Below are 21,027 nucleotides of genomic sequence, written 5' to 3'. Positions count from 1 at the left end.
CTACATGCGCACGCGTTCGGCCTTGGGATCGTACATCGGCTTCAGCGATGTCTCGGCAGCAAAGCGCTCGCCGGCGATCTCGATCTCGTAGCGGGAACCAAGCACATCTGCCTCGGTCTCGTTGGCCGAGGGGACGTAGCCGAGCCCGATGGCGCCGCCGAGATGGTGGCCGTAATTGCCCGAGGTGATGGTGCCGACGATCCTGCCGTCGCGGACGATGGCCTCGTTGTGGAACAGCAGCGGTTCCGGGTTCGTCAGCCGGAACTGGACCAGCCGGCGGGCAAGGCCTGCCTCTTTCTTGCGCAGCACCGCGTCACGACCGATGAAGTCGCCCTTGCCGGTCTTCACAGCAAAGCCGAGCCCGGCTTCGAGCACATGGTCCTCGTCGGTGATATCGTGGCCGAAATGGCGAAATGCCTTTTCAATGCGGCAGGAATCGAGGGTGTGCAGGCCGCAGAGCTTGAGGCCCAGATCGACGCCGGCGTCCTCGATCGCCTCGAACACATGCGCTGCCTGGTCGGTCGAGACATAGAGCTCCCAGCCAAGTTCGCCGACATAGGTGACGCGATGGGCACGGGCGAGACCCATGCCGATCTCGATCTCCTGCCAGGTGCCGAACGGGTTCTTGTCATTGGAGAAGTCGTTGGGGCTGATTTTCTGGATCAGTTCGCGCGCCTTCGGCCCCATCAGGCAGAGGACGGACTCTGCGGCGGTAACATCGGTGACGACGACGAACTCGTCGCCCAAGTGCCTGCGCAACCAGGCGAGGTCGCGCTGGAGCGTGGCGCCGGGGACGACGGCGAGGAAGGCCGTCGGCGAAAGGCGCGTGACCGTCAGGTCGCTCTCGATGCCGCCGCGCTGGTTGAGCATCTGGGTGTAGACGATCTTGCCCGGTTCGACGTCCATGTCGTTGGCGCAGAGGCGTTGCAGATAGGCCAGCGCGTCACGGCCTTCGATCCTGATCTTGCCGAACGAGGTCATGTCGAACAGGCCGACGCCATTGCGAACGGCCAGGTGCTCCTCGCGCTGGTTGTCGAACCAGTTCTGACGCTTCCATGAGTATTTGTACTCGCGCTCCTGGCCTTCACGGGCAAACCAGTTGGCACGCTCCCAGCCGGCGACTTCGCCGAACACGGCACCGCGCGCCTTCAGGTGCTCGTGCAGGGGCGAGCGTCTGATGTTCCGCGAGGTCGCCATCTGGCGATAGGGGAAATGGTCGGCATAAAGCAGGCCGAGCGTCTCGGAGACGCGCTCCCTAAGATAGCGCCGGTTCTTCTGGAACGGCTGGGCGCGGCGGATGTCGACCTCCCAGAGATCGAAGGGGGCCTCGCCGTCGTGGATCCATTGCGCCAACGCCATGCCGGCTCCACCCGAGGAGACGATGCCGATGGAGTTGTAGCCGGCGGCGACCCAATAGCCGCCGAGTTCGGGCGCTTCGCCGAGATAATAGCGGTCGTCGGGGGTGAAGCTTTCAGGGCCGTTGAAGAAGGTATGGATGCCGGCCGTTTCCAGCATCGGCATGCGGTTGACGCCCATTTCGAGGATCGGCGCGAAATGGTCCATGTCTTCGGGCAACTGGTCGAAGCAGAAATCCTCGCGGATGCCGTCCATGCCCCAGGGTTTCGCGACCGGCTCGAAAGCCCCGAGCATCATCTTGCCGGCGTCTTCCTTGTAGTAGGCGCATTCGTCGGGCACGCGCAGCACCGGCAGGCGGCCAAGGCCTGTGATGGCTTCGGTGACGAGGTAGAAGTGCTCGCAGGCATGCAGCGGGATGGTGACGCCGTTCTGGGCGCCAAGCTCGCGCGCCCACATGCCGGCGCAGTTGACGACGATGTCGGTCTCGATGGTGCCCTGTTCGCCACCTTGAGCCCAGGACACGCCGGAGACGCGGCCGTCCTTGGTGTGGACCTTCGACACCTTGACGTTCTCGATGATTTTCGCCCCGCGCTGTCTGGCACCTTTTGCGAGCGCCATGGCGATGTTGGCTGGGTCGCACTGGCCGTCGAGCGGCAGATGCACGGCGCCGACAACGTCGGCGACATTGAGATGCGGGTACATCTCCTTGACTTCGTTGGGGGAAATCTCGCGCACGTCGACATTGAAGGCACGGGCGAGCGAGGCCTGGCGATAGATCTCGTGCTTGCGCTCCTCGGTCAGCGCCACCGTGATGGAGCCGACCTGGCGCATGCCGGTGGCGACGCCGGTTTCCTCCTCCAGCTTGACGTAGAGGTCGGAGGAATATTTCGCCAGCCGGGTCATGTTCTGCGAGGCGCGCAGCTGCCCGATCAACCCCGCCGCGTGCCATGTCGTGCCTGATGTGAGCTGCTTGCGCTCCAGAAGCACGATGTCGGTCCAGCCGAGCTTCGCCAGATGATAGGCGACGGAGCAGCCGGACACGCCGCCGCCGATGATGACGGCGCGGGCACGGGCGGGGATTTCGGTCATGCGGCTGATCTCTCATAGCTGTTGGCGAAGCGCCTCAGGCGGCCGGCGGCCTCCCTCAGCACGTCGTCGGGCTGGCACAGACTGATGCGGATGTGGCCCGAGGCGGCGTCGCCGAAGCTCTTGCCCGGCATGACGGCGAGTTTTTCGGCTTCGAGCAGATCCCAGGCGAATTTCTCGCAGTCAGGCTCGATGGCGCTGACGTCGAGCATGACATACATGCCGCCTTCCGAACCGCGCACGGTGACGTTGTTCAGGCCGCGCATCTGGTCGACGAACAGGGTGCGACGGCCGGCATAAGTGGCGGCGATCTGCTCGACGCCGAAGTCGTTCTCCAATGCCTCGATCGCCGCACGGCTGACGAAGTCGGTCAGGCCGTAGGTGGTGACGAGGTTGAGGTTGATGACCAGCGACACCAGATCGGCGGGTGCGGTGAGCCAGCCGATGCGCCAGCCGGTCATGCCGTGGCTCTTGGACATCGAGTTGATGACCAGCGTACGCTCGGCCATGCCGGGCAGGGCGCGCGGCGACACGTGCTCGCCGCCGCCGAGCGTCCAGTAGACCTCGTCCGACAAAAGCCAGAGGTCGCGGCGGGTGCAGAGCTCGGCGATGTCCTCCAGGCACTTCCTGCTATAGACGGCGCCGGTCGGATTGTTCGGCGTGTTGATCAGGATCGAGCGCGTGTTTGGCTTCAGCGCCTTCTCGATCTCATCCGCACGCGGCTGGAAGCCATCTGATGCGTGGGCCTCGACCACGGTGTAGCTGGCGCCGGCGGCGCGGAAGGTGCCGGGGTAGGTGGCGTAATAGGGAGCCACGACCACGGCGTGGTCGCCCGGATCATGCGTCGCCTGCACGGCGGCGTAGAGCGCGGCCTGACCGCCTGGCGTGGCGATGATTTCGGACAGTGCGGTATCGACGCCGGTGCAGCGGGTGGAGATTCTGGCCATGGCGGCGCGCAGGCGCGGCAGGCCGGGCAGCTGTGTGTAGTGGTGGTAGCCTGATCGTACCGCGTCGACGCAGGCTTCGACCGTCTCCGACGGCGTGTCGAAGTCATGGTCGCCGACCGACAGCATGATGATGTCCTCGCCGGCCTGCTTGCGCGTCATGGCGGCGAAATGCACTTCCCAGCCGTCCTTGCCTGACGGGACGATGCCGGAGATGCGGGAGGATGGTTTCGGCATGTCAGGCCTCCGCTTCCTGCAACGCCGCCAGGCGGGCGAGCGTCAGCCTGCTGGCGCTGTCGAGGCGGGGCGTAAGCGCGCCGTAGCCAGGAACCGAAGGATGCGGCGTGCCGCCGGCATGATTGTGTGTGGCGGTGATGACGAGCACCTGGGCGCCTGCGGCCTCCGCTGCACGAATGCCGGCCGGCGCGTCCTCGAACACCAGGCAATCCTCCGGCTTGTGGCCAAGCCGCTGAGCGCCGAGCAGGAAGCAGTCGGGAGCAGGCTTGCCGTTGGCGACGTCCTCGCCGGTGACCATGATCGGCGGGACAGGCAGGCGGGCGGCCTCGAGCCTGCGCAGCGCCAGCCGGCGCGGCGCCGACGTCACGATCGCCCAGCGGTCGACAGGCAGGGCGTTGAGAAAATGCGCTGCGCCATGGATCGATTCGATGCCGTCGACGTCGTCGAATTCCGCCTGCGTCAGCGCCTCGATCTCGGTCATCAGGTCGATGCCGGGCAGGTTCAGCCTGCTGATGGTCTCATAGGCGCGAACACCGTGAATGGTCGGCAGGAAGGTTTCGACATCGAGGCCATGTTTGACCGCCCATGCGCTCCAGACGCGTTCGGTGGAGGCGATCGAGCTCAGGATGGTGCCGTCCATGTCGAACATGAAGGCGCCGAAGGCGCGACCGGAATGGGGAAGGGACATTATGAGCGTAGCCTTTCGTTTTCGGGATCCCACAAGGGCTTGTCCTCCTGGACCGTGGCGCTGAAGCGCTCCCCGAAAATCTCGACTTCGATGGTAACGCCAGGCACGGCCAGATCGGCACGCAGCATGCCCAGCGCGATCGATTTGTCCACCCTGTGCCCCCAACCTCCTGACGTGGTCTCACCGACAATCGCGCCATTGTGCCAGAGCGTCGACATGTAGGGCGCGTCGCACTCGCCTGGCGTGTCGATGACAAGCGTGACGAAGCGCTTCTTCACGCCCTGCTGCTTCTCGCTGAGCAGCGCCGCCTTGCCGCGGAAGTCGGGCTTGTCCCATTTGACGAAGCGTTCGAGCCCGCCCTGCAGGATGGTGTAGTCGGTCGACAGATCAGCCTTCCAGGCGCGGTAGCCCTTTTCCAGGCGGAGCGCATCGAGCGCGAACATGCCGAACGGTTTTAGTCCGTGCTTCTGGCCGGCAGCCCACACAGCATCGAAGACATCGGCCGTATCGGCAACCTTGGTGTGGATTTCCCAGCCGAGTTCGCCGGCGAAGGAGACGCGCACCAGTTTGGCCCAACGCCCGGCTATGGTCGTCTCCTGATGCGTCAGCCAAGGTTTGGACAGGTCGGCCTCGCAGACTCCGACCAGGATTTTTCGCGAGTTCGGGCCAGCGAGGATCTGGGTCGAATATTCCTCGGTGCGGTCGATGAGCTTGAAGGGGGCGTCGGCAGGCATATGCGACTTCAGCCATTCGAAGTCGTGCCACTGCGCCACGGCAGCCGTGATCAGCGTCATCAGGTCCTCGGAATGCCTGACCACCGACATCTCGGTGACGATGCGGCCGTGATCGTCGGCGAAATAGCACAGCCCGATGCGGCCGACCTTGGGAACAGTGCCGGTGACCTGCGTCTCAAGCCATGCAGCCGCACCCGGGCCGTCGAGATTGAAGCGGCTGAAGCCGGGCAGGTCGAGGATGCCGGCGGCATCGCGCACGGCAAGGCACTCTTCGCGGATGCGTTTCTCCCAGGAGCCGGAGCGGGCGAAGGTCTGGGTCGATGCTTCCGAGGTGTCGTCCTCAGGCTTTGCGTACCAGGTGGCGCGTTCCCACCCATTGTAGGCGTTGAACTGCGCGCCAAGCGCCGCGATGCGGTCGTGGATGGGCGAGAGCTTGCGGTTACGCGCCGCCGGCCAGGCGTGGCGCGGGAAGTGGATGGCGTATTCGTGACCATACACTTCCATGCCCTTGGCGACCGCGTAGTCGGGTGCTGCGGCAAAAGAAGTGAAGCGGCGCGGGTCGCAGGACCACATGTCCCATTCGGTCTCGCCCCGGGTGACCCACTCGGCCAGCACTTTGCCGGCGCCACCCGCCTGGGCGATGCCGAAGGTGAAGACGCAGGCCTCGAAGGCGTTGGGCACGCCGGGCATGGGGCCGATCAGCGGGTTGCCGTCTGGCGCGTAGGGGATCGGTCCGTTGATGACCTTGGAGAGGCCGGCCGTGCCCAGGATCGGCACGCGGCGGACAGCGTCATCAAGATACCATTCCAGCCGCTCGAGATCGTCGGGGTAGAGCTGGAAGGAGAAATCCGCGGGCATCTGGTCGTCTGATGTTGCCCAATGGGCGCGGCAGTTGCGCTCATAGGGACCGAGATTCATTCCGTTCTTCTCCTGGCGGAGGTAGTAGGAGGTGTCGACGTCGCGCAGCAGCGGCAGCTTCTGGCCTGCCTCCCGCGACCATGCGGCGAGTTCGGGGATCTCGTCGAACAGGATGTACTGGTGGCTCATCACCATCATCGGCACGTCGCGGCCGAACATTTTTCCCACTTCGGCGGCGCGATAACCGGCAGCATTCACCACCTTTTCGCAGCGGATCTCGCCCTTTTCCGTCGAAACGACCCATTCATCCTTATCGCGGCGCACTGAAATGACAGGGCAGAAGCGAATGATCTTCGCGCCCATGTCGCGCGCGCCCTTGGCCAGCGCCTGCGTCAGCTGGGCCGGGTCGATGTCGCCGTCGCTGGGATCATAAAGTGCACCCTCGAGGTCATGCGTCTCCAGGAAGGGATAGCGGCGCTTGATTTCGTCGAGGCCGATGACGTCGATGTCCATGCCCTGATAGCGGCCCATGCCCTTGGCGCGCTGGAATTCCTGCATGCGCTCCTTGCTGTGGGCGAGGCGGATCGAGCCGGTGACATGATAGTTCATCGGGTAGTCGACCTCGGCCGCCAGGCCGCGATAGAGCTCGGTCGAATAGCGCTGCATGTTCATCAGCGACCACGATGACGAGAAGGTCGGCACGTTGCCGGCGGCATGCCAGGTGGAGCCTGATGTCAGCTCGTTCTTTTCGAGGAGCACGCAATCGGTCCAGCCTGACTTGGCCAGGTGATAGAGCGAGGAGACGCCGACCGCGCCTCCGCCGATGATCACCACGCGCGCCGTGCTCGGCAACTCAGCCATGTCTTCCTCCCCAAAAGCGCAATCAATAGACCGGTGGCGATACGACCCAGATGACGACAGCCGGCGCGGAGCCCGGATTTCGCCACCGGAACGGCTTGTGGTCGAAGCGGAAACTGTCGCCTTCGCCCAAGCTGTGCCATGTGCCATCGATCTCGATGTCGAAGCCGCCGGAGACGACGTAGCCAGCCTCTTCGGTGGGGCGCGTCACCGGCTTGGCCATGCCGGCGCCCGGCGCAAAGATCGAGCGCAGCATCTCGAAGCTGCCGCCGAGGTCGGGTGACAGAAGTTCTTCGACCAGCCCCGATTCGCTGCTGCCCAGCGAGCGCCGTCGACCTGAACGGACAACGACGCCGCGCTCGATCTCGTTGGTGGCTTCGTGGGCGAAGAACAGGCTGATTGGCACGCCGAACAATTCTGCAAAGGCGCGGAGGTCGCCGATCGACGGCGTCGACAAGCCGCGCTCCACCTGGCTGACCCAGCCGACCGAACGGCCAAGTTTGAGCGCGATCTCGGCCAGCGTCAGCCCGCGCGACTTGCGCAACGCGCGCAGGTCGTTGGCGAGCAGGTCGCTCGCGACATCACCTTCCTTGCGTGCAGTGCCTGCCGGACCCACGGAAACCTCGTGAAAAAATACATTTGAATTTCATGAGACGTCATTGATGTGAAATTTTCAAGTGCTTTTTCATGGCTCAGCAAGTTTCGCTTGCGGGACTCTTGCCGACGGTGCAAAGGCTGGCCTCACGGGAGGCGGGGGCCGTTTCGACCATTTTCGAAGCCAAGGGACCGTAAATGCTGGCACCTGAGCAAAAGCCGCTCGAACTGACTGACACCGAAATCGTCGACGAAGCGATCGTCTCGCGGCGTTCGGTGCGCGCTTTCCTGCCGACGCCTGTCGAGGACGGCGTCATCAAGGACATTCTCGACGTTGCCGCGCGTGCGCCTTCGGGCACCAACATGCAGCCGTGGAAGGTCTATGTGACCTCCGGCGGCACCCTGCAGCGCATCGGCGAAGCCATCCTCAATTCGGGAGTGCGCGCTGAAAAGGCTGTCTGGGACGAATACAAATATTATCCCGACCAGTTCTTCGAACCCTATCTCGGCCGTCGTCGCGCCAACGGGTTCGGGCTTTACAGCGCGCTCGGCATCGGCCGGCGCGACGTCGACCGGATGCGGGCGCAGCACGACCGCAACTTCGTCTTCTTCGATGCGCCCGTCGGCATGATCTTCACCATCGACCGCCGGCTCAACCAGGGTTCGTGGATCGACTACGGCATGTTCCTGCAGAACATCATGATCGCGGCACGGGCGAGGGGACTGCACACCTGCCCGCAGGCGGCATTCGCGCCCTATCACCGCCAGATCCGGCCGGTGCTCGGCATTCCCGACGAGGAAGTGGTGGTTTGCGGCATGGCGCTGGGGCATGAAGACACCAGCAAGCCGGAAAGCACCTTCCGCACCGACCGCGCGCCGCAGGAAGAGTGGGTTCAGTTCCTGAAATAGCTCAGGGCTTTCGATTGCCTACATAGGCACAGCATTCCAGCTCGACCTGCGCGCCCAGCGCCAGGCCGTTAGCGCCGAATGCCGAGCGTGCCGGCAGGCGGTCCGGGTCGAAGTAGCCGACATAGACCTTGTTGAACTCCGGCCATCTCGACATGTCGGCCAGCATGACCGTGCATTTGAAGATGTCGGCCATGCCAAGGCCATTCTCCTCGAGCACCGCCTTGATGTTCTCCATCGTCTGCCGAGCCTCGGCCTCCATACCGCCGGGCACGAGTTCGAGCGTGCCTGGACGATTGCCCAAGGCACCGGAGAGATAAAGCACGTCGCCGACGCGAACGGCCTGGCTGAACGGCAGCTTGAGTGCCTTTGCTTTGGCTGAGTTGATGAATTCCATGGCTTCCCCCTCAAGGCGGCATATTGCCCGCAACGTGATCGGCTCGCTAGCCGGCTGAAGCGTGGCGGGCGGCAAGGAAGCGGCGCAGGCCGGCCTCGCCGCGCGGCGTGGTCCAGCGATGGTTCCAGGCGAAGGCCGGCCGCAGCAGCGGCGACAGCAAGCGCAGAATGGGGCGCTCGACCAGTACCTGCCAGGTGAGCGCGACATGCGTGCCTTGGCCGGATGGCGTCAGCACTGCCCGCCAGTGGCCGTCGAAGTCGCCTGATGTCTTTACCGCCACGACCCGTCCGGGCTTCAGTTCGACGGCTTCGAGGATGAAGTTCAATTCATAGGGCAGGAACCCACGGGCGCGTGCGCGTACCTTGCCGCCAATTGTCGGCTTGTCGAAGTCGGTGAGCTTTTCGACGTTCTTGTAGACATCGCCCCACCAGAGCGGCAGCAACGTCGCATCCGCGAGCACGTCCCAGACTTCCTGTGGCGGGGCCTCGGGGATTTCCCAGGCTTCGTCGAAGCGGAATGAATTGCTGGCCATGCCCGGCACCTTCTGGACACCGAGAGCGCCCGCCATTCGGGCAGACGCCATGTTAGTTCATCCGGGCGTTGCACGCCATCGCATCTGTTGGTTAGGCTCGGCGCTCTGGAGGCGTTCATGAAACAGCATGTCGTCCTGCGTGTTGCCCGACCGACCAACGACCTCGAGGCAATCGTCCGTTTCTATCGCGATGGCCTCGGCCTTGATGTGCTGGCGCGCTTCGAAAACCACGACGGTTTCGATGGCGTCATGCTCGGTAAGCGCGGCGAGGCGCATCATTTCGAGTTCACCCATGCGCATGGCCATGATGCGGGCAGGGCGCCCACGCCTGACAATCTGGTCGTCTTCTACCTGCCCGATCTGAGCGACTGGCAAGCGGCCGTCGAGCGGATGAAGGCGCATGGCTACCAGCCCGTGCCTTCCTTCAACCCCTACTGGGACCGGCGAGGCGTGACCTTCGAAGACACTGACGGCTATCGCGTCGTGCTGCAGAACGCTGCCTGGGGCGCGATCGAGGCCGCCGGTCAGGCGACCTCGTAGCCGACCTCGTCGGCGGCGTGGCAGAGCATCTTCCAGAACGAGCGGGCGAAGGAGCGGAAGACGTAGAGGTCGAAACGCTCCGCTCCGCTGCGCTGGATCTGGGTGAAGATGTCGTGGTGGGCAGTCGCGATGCCTGATCCGACCGGGAACGATGCCGGCTCGAAGTCGATGGCAAAGAGCTTGCCCAGCACCCACTCGGCCTTGGGCCCGTCGATGCGGATGGCGGTACGCCCATGGGACAGATCGGTGACCGTGCCGATGTCGATGCCGATCTTGGCCGAAAGTGCCGCCACCAATCCTTCATATGTATCGGTGACGAGGAACTTGCCCGGCGCGAAGCCGAAGACGGCGTGGCGCTCGGACACGGCACCGGTGCCTGCGCCATCGGCCAGCTTCAGGCCGGTGACCGTGGCAAGTGCGGTCATCACCTTCTTCTGCTCGCCCGGCCATGCGGCGACCTGGACGATCGAGCCCGGCGCAATTTCCGACAAGGTCACGCCTGTGCCATTGGCGAAGTTGCCATGGGAGCCGGGGCGAAAGGCCTGTCCGAGTGGTGAAAGCTGCTCAACCATGCATGCGCTTCCCTTCGGGGTCGAAGAAGTGGTTGCTGACGATCTCGACCGGGCCGAAGCGATTGCGCAGCGGGTCGGAGACCTGCGCGCGCTTGCCGTGCAGCGTCTTGCCGCCGGAGACAAGAGCCAGCGCGATATACTTGCCCAGCGCCGGCGAGAAGCAGGCGGCGGTGATGTGGCCGAGCGAACCGTGCGGGTTTTCCGGATCGGCTTCCATGACGATGTGGGCGCCGCCGTTGAGCGGGCGGTGGTCCAGCGAGATCAGCCCCACCAGTTCGAGGCGGTCTGATGCAATCAGGCCCTCGCGCTCCATCATCGCCGAACCGATGAACGGCTTCTTCTTGGACAGCATCCAACCGAGATGCAGGTCGCGCGCGGTGGTGCGGCCGTCGATCTCGGCGCCGGTGACATGGCCCTTCTCGATACGCATGGTGCCGAGCGCCTCGAGCCCGTAGGGCACCATGCCATGGGGCTTGCCGGCCTCGATCAAGGCCTCCCAGACGTGTATGCCGTGACCGGCGCCCGAATAGACTTCGAAAGCCATCTCGCCGGAGAAGGACAGGCGGCAGATCATGACAGGTGCACCTGCGATCTCGCCATGGACGATGCCCATGAAGGGCAGGGCCTCGTTGTCGACCTTGGTGCCGATGACGCAGGAGGCAAGGATTTCCCTGGCCTTCGGCCCGCCGATGGCAGCCCCTGCCCACTGGTCGGTGACCGAGGTCAGGTGCACCTTGAGGTCGGGCCAGACGACGTCGAGAAAATATTCGAGATGCTGCATGACCTTGCCGGCATTGGCGGTGGTCGTGGTCATCAGGAAGTCGTTTTCACCGAGCCGCCAGGTCGTGCCGTCGTCGAAGGCGATGCCGTCCTCGCGCAGCATCAGGCCATAGCGCGCTTTGCCGACCGGCAGCGTGGAGAAGATGTTGGTGTAGACGCGGTCGAGGAATTCGGCTGCGTCAGGCCCCTGCACGGCGATCTTGCCGAGCGTCGAGACGTCGACGATGCCGGCGGTCTCGCGCGTCGTGCCGGCCTCGCGGACATAGGCCTGCTCGACCGTCTCGCCAGGAGCGCCATAGATCATCGGACGGAACCACAGGCCGGCCGAATACATGGTCGCGTCGTTTTCGAGATGCCAGTCGTGCATCGGCGTCAGCCGTTCGGGCTTGAGGTCGCCGAAGCGTTCGGCGGCCAATGCGCCGACAGACACCGGCGCGAAGGGCGGACGGAAGCGCGTGGTGCCGACCTCGGGAATCGGCTTGCCCACCGCCTCGGCCATGATGGCGAGGCCCGGCACGTTGGAGCCCTTGCCCTGGTCGGTCGCCATGCCCAATGTGGTGTAGCGCTTGAGGTGCTCGACCGAAACGAAGCCTTCGAGATGGGCGAGACGCACGTCGTCTGAGGTGACGTCGTGCTGGAAATCGACGAAGGATTTTCCCTTGGCTCTGATCTCGAACACGGGCGCGGGGCGAGGATCGAGCGCTTCAGGTTCGACCTGTGGCAGCGTGCCGATCTCTATGGTCGGCAGATCGGCGGCCACCCGGCCTGCGGCAAAACCATCGGCGATGGCTTCCGCGGTCGAGAAGGCGCCGTTGAAAGCGCCGGCGCCGACCCAGCCCTTGCCGGCTTCGGGCGGCAGGAAGGCCTGCAGGTCGGCATCCCAGACGGGCCGCGCGCCTGCCTGGCTGGCGAGATGGATGGTCGGCGACCAACCGCCAGACATCAGCAGGCAATCGGCCTCGACATTGCGGCCGCCACCGGGCAATGCTCCCGCAGCCGCAGTGAACGGAGCAATCTTGATGCCGGTCAGCTTCTTGCCGCCTTCGGTGCCGACGACCGCGTGGCCAACCAGAAGCTCTGCGCCGCATTGGCGGGCGAGTGTGCGGCAATCCTCCGAGATGTCAGGGCGAACATCGACAATGGCGGCGATCGATGCGCCGGCCTTGCTGAGGGCTGCAGCCGCCCGATAGGCGCTGTCGTTGTTGGCGAAGACAGCGATCTTGTCGCCTGGTAGCACGCCATACTGGTTGGCGTAGCGCTGAGCTGCGCTCGCCATCATCACGCCCGGCCTATCATTGCCGGGGAAAACCAGCGGCCGCTCGAAGGCGCCGGTGGCGAGCACTATCTTGCCGGCCCGGATCGTCCAGTTGCGGTGGCGCGGAGCGCCCTTGGCGGCCGAAGCCTTGTGGTCGGAAACACGCTCGAGAGCGGCAACAGTGTTGCCGTCATAATAGCCCCAGACGGTGGTGCGCTTGAGCAGGCGGACGTTCCTGTGTCCCTTTAGCTCGCCTATGATGTCGCCTGCCCAGGCCGAGGCCGGTTCGCCATCGATCGCCTCGCCCGACCAGTTGGTCGAGCCGCCGAACAAGGCGTCGAGTTCGGCAAGGATGACGCGATGGCCCGATGCCGCGGCCTCGCGGGCGGCCGCAAGACCCGCCGGCCCGGAACCGACCACAAGCACGTCGCAGAAGGCGTTCATCTTCTCATAGCGGGCGGTGTCAGGCTCGCGGCCGGCACGGCCGAGGCCGGCGGCACGACGAATGACGTGTTCGCACATCATCCAGAAGCGCGTGCCCTTGAGCGGGCCGACCACCGGGCCCATGAAGGTCTTGTAGTAGAAGCCGGCCGAGAGGAACTTGCCGCCGAGCTGGTTGATTGCGCTCACGTCATAGGCGAGCGAAGGGAAGCGGTTCTGGCTGACCGCAACGAGCCCGTCGTAAATCTCGACCATGGTTGCGGGCAGATTCGGCTCGCGTACCTCGCCGCGCAGCACCGTCACCAGTGCGTTGGGCTCGTCGATGCCTGCCGTGAGCACGCCGCGCGGACGGTGATATTTGAAAGAGCGGGCAAACAGCGAAACGCCATTGGCAAGCAGCGCCGAGGCGAGCGTGTCGCCCTGATGGCCGGTGTAGGCTATGCCGTCGAAGGTGAAGCGAATGGTGCGCAGCCGGTCGATGCGGCCGCCCGATGGTGTGCGGCGCGGGCTCATGCTTTGGCTCCCGGCTTGCGGCGTCCGTGCGGTGCGGCACCGTGCTCGCGGGCGAAGCGCACGCTTGCGATTTCGTGGGTGAGCGTATCGCGGACCACGGCCAGATGCGCCCGGCAGCCGCCGGCATGCAGCCAGATCTCGTTATGCGCTCCGGCCGGGTTCGGCCGTTCGTAGACATAGGCGTGCCATGCCTCGCTGTCGGTCGAGGCCGGGTCGGGTCGGGTGCGGTTGCCGTCGCCCTGGTAGGCGAATTCGGAGACATCGCGCGGGCCGCAATAAGGGCAGGTGATCAGCATGCGTTTGCTCTAGTGCATCCGTGGCGTCGGACCCTGGCCCTTGTCGTCGATGACAGTGCCACGGCTGAACCGGTCGAGCGTGAAGGGCGCGTTGAACTCGTGCGGCGCGTCCTTGGCGATGGTGTGGGCAAAACAGAAACCCGAAGCCGGCGTCGCCTTGAAGCCGCCGTAGCACCAGCCGCAATTGAGATACATGCCGGGCAGGGGGCCCGTCGTGATGATCGGCGAGCCGTCCATCGACATGTCGCAGACGCCGCCCCAGGAGCGCAGTACCCGCACAGTCGCGAGCGACGGAAACAGCGCCAGCATCTCGCTCATCACCTCCTCGACGATGGGCAGGCTGCCGCGCTGGGCGTAGCTGTTGTAGCCGTCGAGATCGCCGCCGTAGATCAGGCCGCCCTTGTCGGACTGGCCGACATAGAAGTGGCCCATGCCGAAGGTGACGACCGTGTCGAGGAAGGGTTTCAGCGATTCCGAAACGAAGGCCTGGAGCACGAAGCTCTCGATGGGCATGCGCTCGATGCCGGCCAGCTGCATGACCCGCCCGGTGCTGCCGGCGACCGCGACCGCCACCTTTTTTGCGCGAATCTCGCCGCGGTTGGTGGTGACGCCGACGATCCGGTCGCCGTCGCGCAGGAAGCCGGTCACCTCGCAATTCTCGACAATGTCGACGCCGCGCCGATCGGCGCCGCGGGCATAGCCCCAGGCGACCGCATCGTGACGGGCCGTGCCGGCGCTCTCCTGCATCAGGCCGCCCAGGATCGGAAAACGCGCCTGTTGCGACATGTCGAGGCCGGGCACGCGGCGGCCGATCTCTGACGGCGTCATCAGAACGGCATCGACGCCGAGATGGCGCATGGCGTTGCCGCGACGGGCATAATCGTCGAGCTGGGCCGGCGTGTGGGCGAGGTTCAGCACGCCGCGCTGGGAGAACATGACATTGTAGTTGAGTTCATGGGAGAGGTTCTCCCACATCTTCATCGAATGCTCGTAGAAGCGCGTGTTCTGCGGCAAAAGGTAGTTGGAGCGCACGGCGGTCGTGTTGCGGCCGACATTGCCCGAGCCGAGATAACCCTTTTCAAGCACCGCGACATTGGTGATGCCGTGCTCCTTGGCGAGATAGTAGGCGGTGGAAAGGCCATGTCCGCCGCCGCCGATGACGATCACGTCATAGGACGGCTTGGGATTGGGCTTGCGCCAGGCGGGCTTCCAGTCCTGATTTCCGGAGAGCGCATTCCTGAGCAGCGAAAAGACCGAATATTCCGCCATATAACATGTCATCCCTGGGGCTATGGGCAGACACTATTATCTGGTTCGATTGTTGAAGGCCAATATTCCGCCATCGCCTTTCGCTAGGCCGACTTTCCCACCCCAGCATTGAGGTCGGCTTGCCCGTCTGGATGCTCGTCTTTATCAATGGCGCGCCTTCGCGCAACGCATCCAGACCGTGAGTCGCAGACAAATCATGTTTCTACAGGCCTTCAGGCGTTTTGCCGTTTCGATATTCCTGATCGCTGCCGCGTCGCTGACGCAGGCTTCGGCGCAGGACGTTGGCAAAGCCTCGGCCGGCGTGATTGCCGATCAGCAGGAGGTCATCGCCAGCCTGACCACCAAGATCGACGCCCTGCAAAAGAAGATGGAGCAGAACTCCGAGGACGATGCAGGCCTTGTCGACATCCGCGTCCAGCTGGAGCAGCTGTCGCGCGATCTGCTGCAGAGCGGTGTCGCGTTCCGTCCGCGGCTGACCGAGATCAATGCGCGGCTGGAGCAACTGGGCAAGCCGCCGGCCGACGGCCAGGCACCGGAACCGCAGATCGTCACCAGCGAGCGCGAGAGCCTTGCGGCTGAAAAGGCCGAGATCAACGCCGTGCTCGGCGTGGCCGAGAACCTTTCTATCCGGATCAACAAGCTGGTCGCCCAGATCACCGAAATCAGGCGCGACCTGTTCCAGAACCTTCTGACCAAGCGCTACGACATCAATTTCGCCCTGGCCTCCGAGGTCATCAGCGCCTTCGAGACGGAGATGGGAGACTTCTTCCACACGATCTCGTCGTGGCTGCGCTTCGTGTCCAGCTTCAAGCTCAAATCGATTCTGGCAGCGACCTTCCTTGCGCTGGCGGCGGCGGCCGTGATGATGGTCGGCGGCCGACGCATGTTCGGCCGTATGTTCGTGCCGGACCCCCGGGTCACCGAGCCGTCCTATCTGAGCCGCATCTCGGTGGCCTTCTGGTCGACGCTGATGCAGACCATGGCGGTCGTCGTCTTCCTGGGCGTGACCTATTATCTGTACCAGTATTTCGAGGTGCTGCGCGGCGACATCGGCACGATGCTCGGCTCGCTGTTCTATGTCATCGCGATCGTGTTCTTCGTCTCTCGGCTGGCGACGGCGGCACTTTCGCCCTCGCTGCCCAACTGGCGCCTGATCCCGGTCGAAAGCGGCGCGGCCCGCTGGCTCGTGCTGCTCATCATCGCGACAGCCGTCTTCACCGGCATCGACTACTTCCTCAGCGCCGTCTACCAGGTGCTCGGCTCGCCGCTGGCCCTGACCGTCGGCGAAGCGCTCGTTTCGACCGTCATCATCGGCATGCTGGTCGTGCTGATCGCGCTGGTCAAACCTTTCATCGACGAGAATGGCAGGCCGAAACCGTGGCCGCCGGTGCTGCGCTACATCCTGTTCGCTCTCGGCGGGGTCACAATCGCGGCGGCGTTGCTCGGCTTTATCGGGCTCGCGCGCTTCGTATCGCAGCAGATCGTCGTCACCGGCGCGATCCTCACCACCATGTATATCGGCTTCCTGTCGTCGCGAGCGATCAACGAGGACGACGCCTTCGCCAAGACGACAGTGGGTCGGCGCCTGCAACGCAGGCTCAAGCTTGACGACACGACGCTCGACCAGCTGGGGCTCCTGACCAGCATCGTCATCAACCTTCTGGTGCTTGTCGTCGGTGTGCCGCTGATCCTGTTCCAGTGGGGCTTCCAGCCGGGCGACATGACGACCTGGCTCTACAAGATCGCTGCCGGCTTTAAGATCGGCAGCTTTACCTTCTCGCCGGCAGGCATCCTGTCTGGCGTTCTGGTGTTCTTCGTCGGTTATTTCCTGACCCGCTGGTTCCAGGGCTGGCTTGACGGATCGGTGATGGCACGCGGCAAGGTCGATGCCGGCGTGCGTAACTCGATCCGCCTTGCCGTCGGCTATGCCGGCATTGCGCTTGCGGCGCTGATTGCGGTTTCGGCCGCCGGCATCGATCTCTCCAACCTCGCCCTTGTCGCCGGTGCGCTGTCCCTCGGTATCGGTTTCGGCCTCCAGAACGTGGTGTCCAACTTCGTCTCCGGCCTGATCCTGCTCGCCGAGCGGCCGTTCAAGGTCGGCGACTGGATCGTGGCGGGGGCGACGTCCGGCACCGTCAAGAAGATCAGCGTGCGCGCCACCGAGATCGAGACGTTCCAGCGCCAGTCGGTGATCCTGCCCAACTCGGAACTGATCAACAGCGCCGTTGGCAACTGGACCCATCGCAACAAGCTTGGGCGCGTCGACATCAGGGTCAACGTCGCCTACGATTCCGACGGCAGGCGCGCGCATGAATTGATGCTCGATGTCGTTCGGTCGCATCCGCTGGTGCTGAAGAACCCGGAGCCGTTTGTGCTCTTTGCCAATTTCGGCACGGCCGCGCTTGAGTTCGAAATCCGCTGCTTCCTGGCCGATGTGACCAACAGCAACACGGTCCAGAACGATATCCGCTTCGCGATCCTCGAAGTGTTCGAACGCGAGCACATCCATATTCCCTCGACACCGCGTGCACAGGACGTCAAGCCTGCCGAGAAGTGGCCCGTCGATGACGAGCAGGCCGAGGCTCAGGTTGCTGAGGAAGAAGAGGCCCGCAGCAAACGGGCGGCCGAGGCGGAGCGCAGGCCGGGACGGCGCAGGAAACCCGACCCCGAGTAAGTCTGAAGTGGCGGCAGAGCAGATTGTGGCATGAACATGGCATTCAGTTGCCGTTCAGCTTCGAACTCATATAAGGTCCACGCAAAGGGCGAGAATGCCTTGCCGATGTGAACAGAGGCGGTGGAAACACCGATGATGAAATGAACAGGTTTCTTGTCGCTGCAGGCGCGCTCTTCCTGGCCATGTCGGGCGCGGCGCATGCCGCGAGCGCGGTAAACCTTGATACTGAGCCGCGGACGCTGATCGTGACCGAAGGTGGCTCGAAGTCTGAACTGGCTCTCGCCGCCGGCGAGACGGTCGAGTTCTGCTCGAACGGCTGCTTCGTCACCATGCCGAATGGCGACCGTGAAGCGCTGACAGGCAGCGAGACGGTCGAAATCTCGGGCGGCGTCGCCCGCATCAAGTAAGTTTGGCGTGCAGCACGCCTGACAATTGGCAAAGGCCGGACTTCTGTCCGGCCTTTTTTGCATCACGATAATATCCGCTTAAGCATGACTTTCAAAATGCTTTGCGCTGGCATGCCAAGCTGCCGCCAATTTAACCAGGTGGAATGCTCCTGTTCGTTATAGCGGCGCTTGGGTCCGGAGGTCTTGCCCTCCGACAAGGGCAGGGCAGCAGTCAGATGGACGTACGATCGGAAAACAGGGCGATACCGCTTGCGGTGGATCTCGACGGTACGCTGATTGCTACGGACCTTCTGTGGGAAGGCCTTTTTGCGCTTCTCAAGAAGAACCCTCTGAACATCTTCCTGATACCCATCTGGCTTCTCAAGGGCCCGGCATATCTCAAGCAGGCCATCGCCAAGACTGTCGACATCGATCCTGCGACACTGCCTTATCGTCCCGAAATGCTGAAGCTGCTGCGCAAGGAGCAGGGGGAGGGCCGGCAGTTGGTGCTGGCCACCGGGACGCCGCGCAAGTTTGCCGAGGAGATCGCCCGTCATCTCGACCTGTTCGATGCCGTATTGGCCACGGATGGCGAGGAAAACCTGACGGCGGAGCGCAAGCGCAAGGCGTTGGTCGACGCCTATGGCGATGGCGGCTTCGACTATGCCGGCAACAGCCGCCACGACCTGAAGGTGTTCGATGCCGCGCGTCAGGCAATTGTCGTCGCGCCCGACCGGGCTGCACGGCGCTGGCAGTCGCAGCACGCCTGCGAACTCATTCCCGCCCAGGATCCCGACCTCCGCAGCATCATCAAGATGCTCCGGGTCCACCAATGGCTGAAGAACTCGCTGATTGCCGTACCAGTCGTGCTGGCACACAAATATTTCAACCTGGAGATGCTCATCCAGACCCTGCTGGCCTTCATCTCGTTCAGCGCAGCGGCATCGGCGATCTACATCATCAACGACTTCTTCGACCTGGCACAGGACCGGGCACATCCCACCAAGCGCCTGCGACCCTTCGCGAGCGGCAGGCTTTCGGTGCCCTTCGGGCTGGTCGCGACCACGATGTTGCTCGTCGTCAGCCTTTCAGTCGCTGTATGCACATCGATCGAATTCGTGGGCGTGCTTCTGGTCTACCTCGTCGCAACCACCGCCTACTCGCTGTCGATCAAGCGCATGCTGCTGATGGACGTGCTGGTGCTGGCAGGGCTCTACACGCTGCGTATCCTCGGTGGGGCGGCGGCAACCGGCGTCGATGTCTCGTTCTGGCTGCTGGCGTTTTCGATCTTCTTCTTCCTGTCGCTGGCACTGGTGAAGCGTTATGTCGAACTGCGCACGTCGTCGCTGAATGTCGGCGAGAACATCGCAGGCCGCGCCTACCGCTCGGAAGACCAGGAGATGATCGCCCAGGCCGGTATGGCTTCCGCCTTCGCGGCGGCGCTGGTTCTGGCGCTGTACATCGACAGCAGCGCTGTGCGCGAACTTTATCCCCACCCTTGGCTGGTCTGGCCGCTGGCGCCGATCGTGCTCTATCTGACCATGCGCATCTGGCTTTTGGCACGCCGCGACGAGCTGCATGAAGACCCTGTGGTCTTCATCATCCGGGATTGGCGCAGCCAGATCATGGTGTTCGTCGGTGCTGTCTTGCTGGTGGGCGCGGGTCTGGTCCAATGAATTCACCGAGCTATCAGAGCTTCGGGCGAACCGTACCGGCTACCAGGGAGGTGCACGAGCTCGCCGCCGCGACACGGATGCTGATGAGCGGTTCGGCGGGGCCGGGGGCTTTGCTTGCCTATGGCAATGGCCGGAGCTACGGCGACAGCTGCCAGAACCGCGCTGGCGCAATCGTCGACATGCGCCCGCGCAACAAGATCCTGTCGTTCAATGCCGAAACGGGGCTACTCGAGGCTGAGGCGGGAGCGCTTCTGGCCGACATCATCGCCTTTGCGGCGCCGCATGGCTTCTTTCCGGCTGTCGTTCCCGGAACGCAATTCGTCACGCTTGGCGGCGCTGTCGCCAATGACGTGCACGGCAAGAACCATCATCGCCGCGGCAGCTTCGGCTGCCATGTCGAACGGCTGACGCTGTTGCGCTCCGCCGGCCGAACCCATGTCTGCTCTCCATCTGAAAATGCGTCTCTATTCAGGGCTACCGTTGGCGGCATGGGACTGACAGGCATTATCCTGACGGTGACGATGAGGCTGATGCGGGTTGCCTCCCTCGACATCACCGAAACCGTGCGGCCCTTCGCCAATCTCCAGGAGTATTTCGACCTGGCTGAAGCCACTGACCGCGACAATGAATATGCAGTGGCCTGGATCGACCAGCTGGCCGGCGGCAAAAATGCCGGACGAGGGCTGCTGCTCGCCGGCAACCACGCTCAGTTCGGCGCCCGCACCGCCGACCGCGCGCCGGCAAAGCTGTCGGTGCCGTTCCAGCCGCCGGTGACGGTTCTGAACCGGCCGTTTCTCAGGCTGTTCAACAGCGCCTATCGCTGGCGGCGCGGCCGCGCTGGCGAAAGCCTGTCCAGTTATCGGACGTTCTTTTTTCCGCTGGACGGCGTCCGCGACTGGAACCGGCTTTATGGTCCGAACGGGCTTTATCAGCACCAGAGCGTCCTCCCGGAAGAGGCGGCCCACAAGGCCGTGCCTGAATTGCTCGAGGCTGCGCGGCGATCGGGGCAGGGCTCTTTCCTGACAGTGCTGAAGCGATTTGGCGGGCAACGCTCGCCGGGGCTGATGTCGTTCGCCCGCAAGGGCTACACGCTGACGCTGGATTTTCCCAATCGCGGTGCAGCAACGCTTGCTCTGCTGGCCGAACTGGACCGGATCACGATCGGGGCAGGCGGCGCGGTCAATCCCTACAAGGATGCCCGGATGTCGGAAGTGACCTTCGCCGCCTCCTTTCCTGATTGGGCGCAGCTGGAATCGATGCGCGACCCCGCCTTCATGTCGGACTTCTGGATGCGGACGGCGGGTCGATTGAAGTCAGGACGGATGGCCCAGGCGGCAGAGTAACGGTGCTGCGGCCAAGTGAAAGCTAAAATTTTCGGGAAGATTTCACTGAATATAAGTGGCTTGCCGCTAGGTTCTCGAAAAGGACGGACAAA

At 63.9% G+C, this 21,027-nt stretch carries 17 protein-coding genes; 6 read left to right on the top strand and 11 right to left on the bottom strand.

Annotated elements, in window-relative coordinates; all coding sequences use genetic code 11:
* From B015_RS0114435 to B015_RS0114415, 5 genes are read right to left on the bottom strand one after another with little or no spacing between them, the layout of a single operon-like run.
* A complete protein-coding gene (locus tag B015_RS0114435; protein WP_018428421.1) occupies nucleotides 1-2,445 on the bottom strand; it encodes an FAD-dependent oxidoreductase in 2,445 nt (814 codons plus the stop codon).
* Nucleotides 2,442-3,623, bottom strand: a complete 1,182-nt coding sequence (locus B015_RS0114430) for a pyridoxal phosphate-dependent aminotransferase (protein ID WP_018428420.1) — start codon at nucleotides 3,621-3,623, stop codon at nucleotides 2,442-2,444. Before B015_RS0114430 ends, B015_RS0114435 begins: the two co-directional genes overlap by 4 nt.
* Before the next feature lies 1 nt (nucleotide 3,624).
* Nucleotides 3,625-4,311 carry an HAD-IA family hydrolase gene (locus B015_RS0114425; RefSeq protein WP_018428419.1) on the bottom strand — a complete coding sequence of 229 codons (687 nt, stop codon included), beginning with the start codon at nucleotides 4,309-4,311 and terminating at the stop codon, nucleotides 3,625-3,627.
* A complete protein-coding gene (locus tag B015_RS0114420) occupies nucleotides 4,311-6,764 on the bottom strand; it encodes an FAD-dependent oxidoreductase (protein ID WP_018428418.1) in 2,454 nt (817 codons plus the stop codon). The genes B015_RS0114425 and B015_RS0114420 overlap by 1 nt, the downstream gene beginning before the upstream one ends.
* A 22-nt stretch (nucleotides 6,765-6,786) precedes the next feature.
* A complete protein-coding gene (locus B015_RS0114415; RefSeq protein WP_040456769.1) occupies nucleotides 6,787-7,329 on the bottom strand; it encodes an XRE family transcriptional regulator in 543 nt (180 codons plus the stop codon).
* A gap of 224 nt (nucleotides 7,330-7,553) precedes the next feature.
* On the opposite strand from B015_RS0114415, the gene B015_RS0114405 reads away from it, so the two are divergent.
* Nucleotides 7,554-8,264, top strand: a complete 711-nt coding sequence (locus B015_RS0114405; protein ID WP_018428415.1) for a nitroreductase — start codon at nucleotides 7,554-7,556, stop codon at nucleotides 8,262-8,264.
* Between the two features lies 1 nt (nucleotide 8,265).
* Here the strand turns inward: B015_RS0114405 and B015_RS30895 are convergent, their stop codons facing one another.
* Both B015_RS30895 and B015_RS0114395 read right to left on the bottom strand, forming a co-directional pair.
* Nucleotides 8,266-8,658: a RidA family protein gene (locus B015_RS30895; RefSeq protein WP_018428414.1), complete on the bottom strand. Its 393-nt coding sequence runs from the start codon at nucleotides 8,656-8,658 to the stop codon at nucleotides 8,266-8,268.
* Between the two features lie 46 nt (nucleotides 8,659-8,704).
* On the bottom strand, nucleotides 8,705-9,241 hold the full coding sequence (locus B015_RS0114395; RefSeq protein WP_245262178.1) for an SRPBCC family protein: 537 nt from the start codon (nucleotides 9,239-9,241) through the stop codon (nucleotides 8,705-8,707).
* A 66-nt stretch (nucleotides 9,242-9,307) separates the two neighbouring features.
* On the opposite strand from B015_RS0114395, the gene B015_RS0114390 reads away from it, so the two are divergent.
* Nucleotides 9,308-9,730, top strand: coding sequence for a VOC family protein (locus B015_RS0114390; RefSeq protein ID WP_018428412.1), 423 nt, complete (start codon nucleotides 9,308-9,310; stop codon nucleotides 9,728-9,730).
* Here the strand turns inward: B015_RS0114390 and soxG are convergent.
* The 4 genes from soxG to B015_RS0114370 are packed head-to-tail and all read right to left on the bottom strand — an operon-like array spanning nucleotide 9,715 to nucleotide 14,856.
* Nucleotides 9,715-10,302 (bottom strand): sarcosine oxidase subunit gamma family protein, encoded by a 588-nt coding sequence (gene soxG / locus B015_RS0114385; RefSeq protein ID WP_018428411.1) that lies wholly within the window; start codon nucleotides 10,300-10,302, stop codon nucleotides 9,715-9,717. The two genes, B015_RS0114390 and soxG, sit on opposite strands and share 16 nt — an antisense overlap.
* Complete coding sequence (locus tag B015_RS0114380) at nucleotides 10,295-13,291, bottom strand: sarcosine oxidase subunit alpha family protein (RefSeq protein WP_018428410.1); 2,997 nt, start codon at nucleotides 13,289-13,291, stop codon at nucleotides 10,295-10,297. Before B015_RS0114380 ends, soxG begins: the two co-directional genes overlap by 8 nt.
* Nucleotides 13,288-13,587 carry a sarcosine oxidase subunit delta family protein gene (locus B015_RS0114375; RefSeq protein ID WP_018428409.1) on the bottom strand — a complete coding sequence of 100 codons (300 nt, stop codon included), beginning with the start codon at nucleotides 13,585-13,587 and terminating at the stop codon, nucleotides 13,288-13,290. The genes B015_RS0114380 and B015_RS0114375 overlap by 4 nt, the downstream gene beginning before the upstream one ends.
* 9 nt (nucleotides 13,588-13,596) lie before the next feature.
* A complete protein-coding gene (locus tag B015_RS0114370; protein WP_018428408.1) occupies nucleotides 13,597-14,856 on the bottom strand; it encodes a sarcosine oxidase subunit beta family protein in 1,260 nt (419 codons plus the stop codon).
* 196 nt (nucleotides 14,857-15,052) lie between these two features.
* On the opposite strand from B015_RS0114370, the gene B015_RS0114365 reads away from it, so the two are divergent.
* From B015_RS0114365 to B015_RS0114350, 4 genes are all read left to right on the top strand, one after another.
* Nucleotides 15,053-17,530 carry a mechanosensitive ion channel family protein gene (locus B015_RS0114365; RefSeq protein WP_018428407.1) on the top strand — a complete coding sequence of 826 codons (2,478 nt, stop codon included), beginning with the start codon at nucleotides 15,053-15,055 and terminating at the stop codon, nucleotides 17,528-17,530.
* Between the two features lie 140 nt (nucleotides 17,531-17,670).
* Nucleotides 17,671-17,937, top strand: coding sequence for a hypothetical protein (locus B015_RS0114360; RefSeq protein WP_018428406.1), 267 nt, complete (start codon nucleotides 17,671-17,673; stop codon nucleotides 17,935-17,937).
* A 215-nt stretch (nucleotides 17,938-18,152) separates the two neighbouring features.
* Nucleotides 18,153-19,592, top strand: a complete 1,440-nt coding sequence (locus B015_RS0114355; RefSeq protein ID WP_026227284.1) for a UbiA family prenyltransferase — start codon at nucleotides 18,153-18,155, stop codon at nucleotides 19,590-19,592.
* Nucleotides 19,589-20,935 carry an FAD-binding oxidoreductase gene (locus B015_RS0114350; protein ID WP_026227283.1) on the top strand — a complete coding sequence of 449 codons (1,347 nt, stop codon included), beginning with the start codon at nucleotides 19,589-19,591 and terminating at the stop codon, nucleotides 20,933-20,935. Before B015_RS0114355 ends, B015_RS0114350 begins: the two co-directional genes overlap by 4 nt.
* Nucleotides 20,936-21,027 lie beyond the last annotated feature (92 nt).

This window comes from Hoeflea sp. 108, from assembly GCF_000372965.1.
Lineage (GTDB): Bacteria > Pseudomonadota > Alphaproteobacteria > Rhizobiales > Rhizobiaceae > Aminobacter.
Note: the sequence above shows the minus strand (reverse complement) of the source record. Positions and strands in the feature narration are given on the sequence as shown.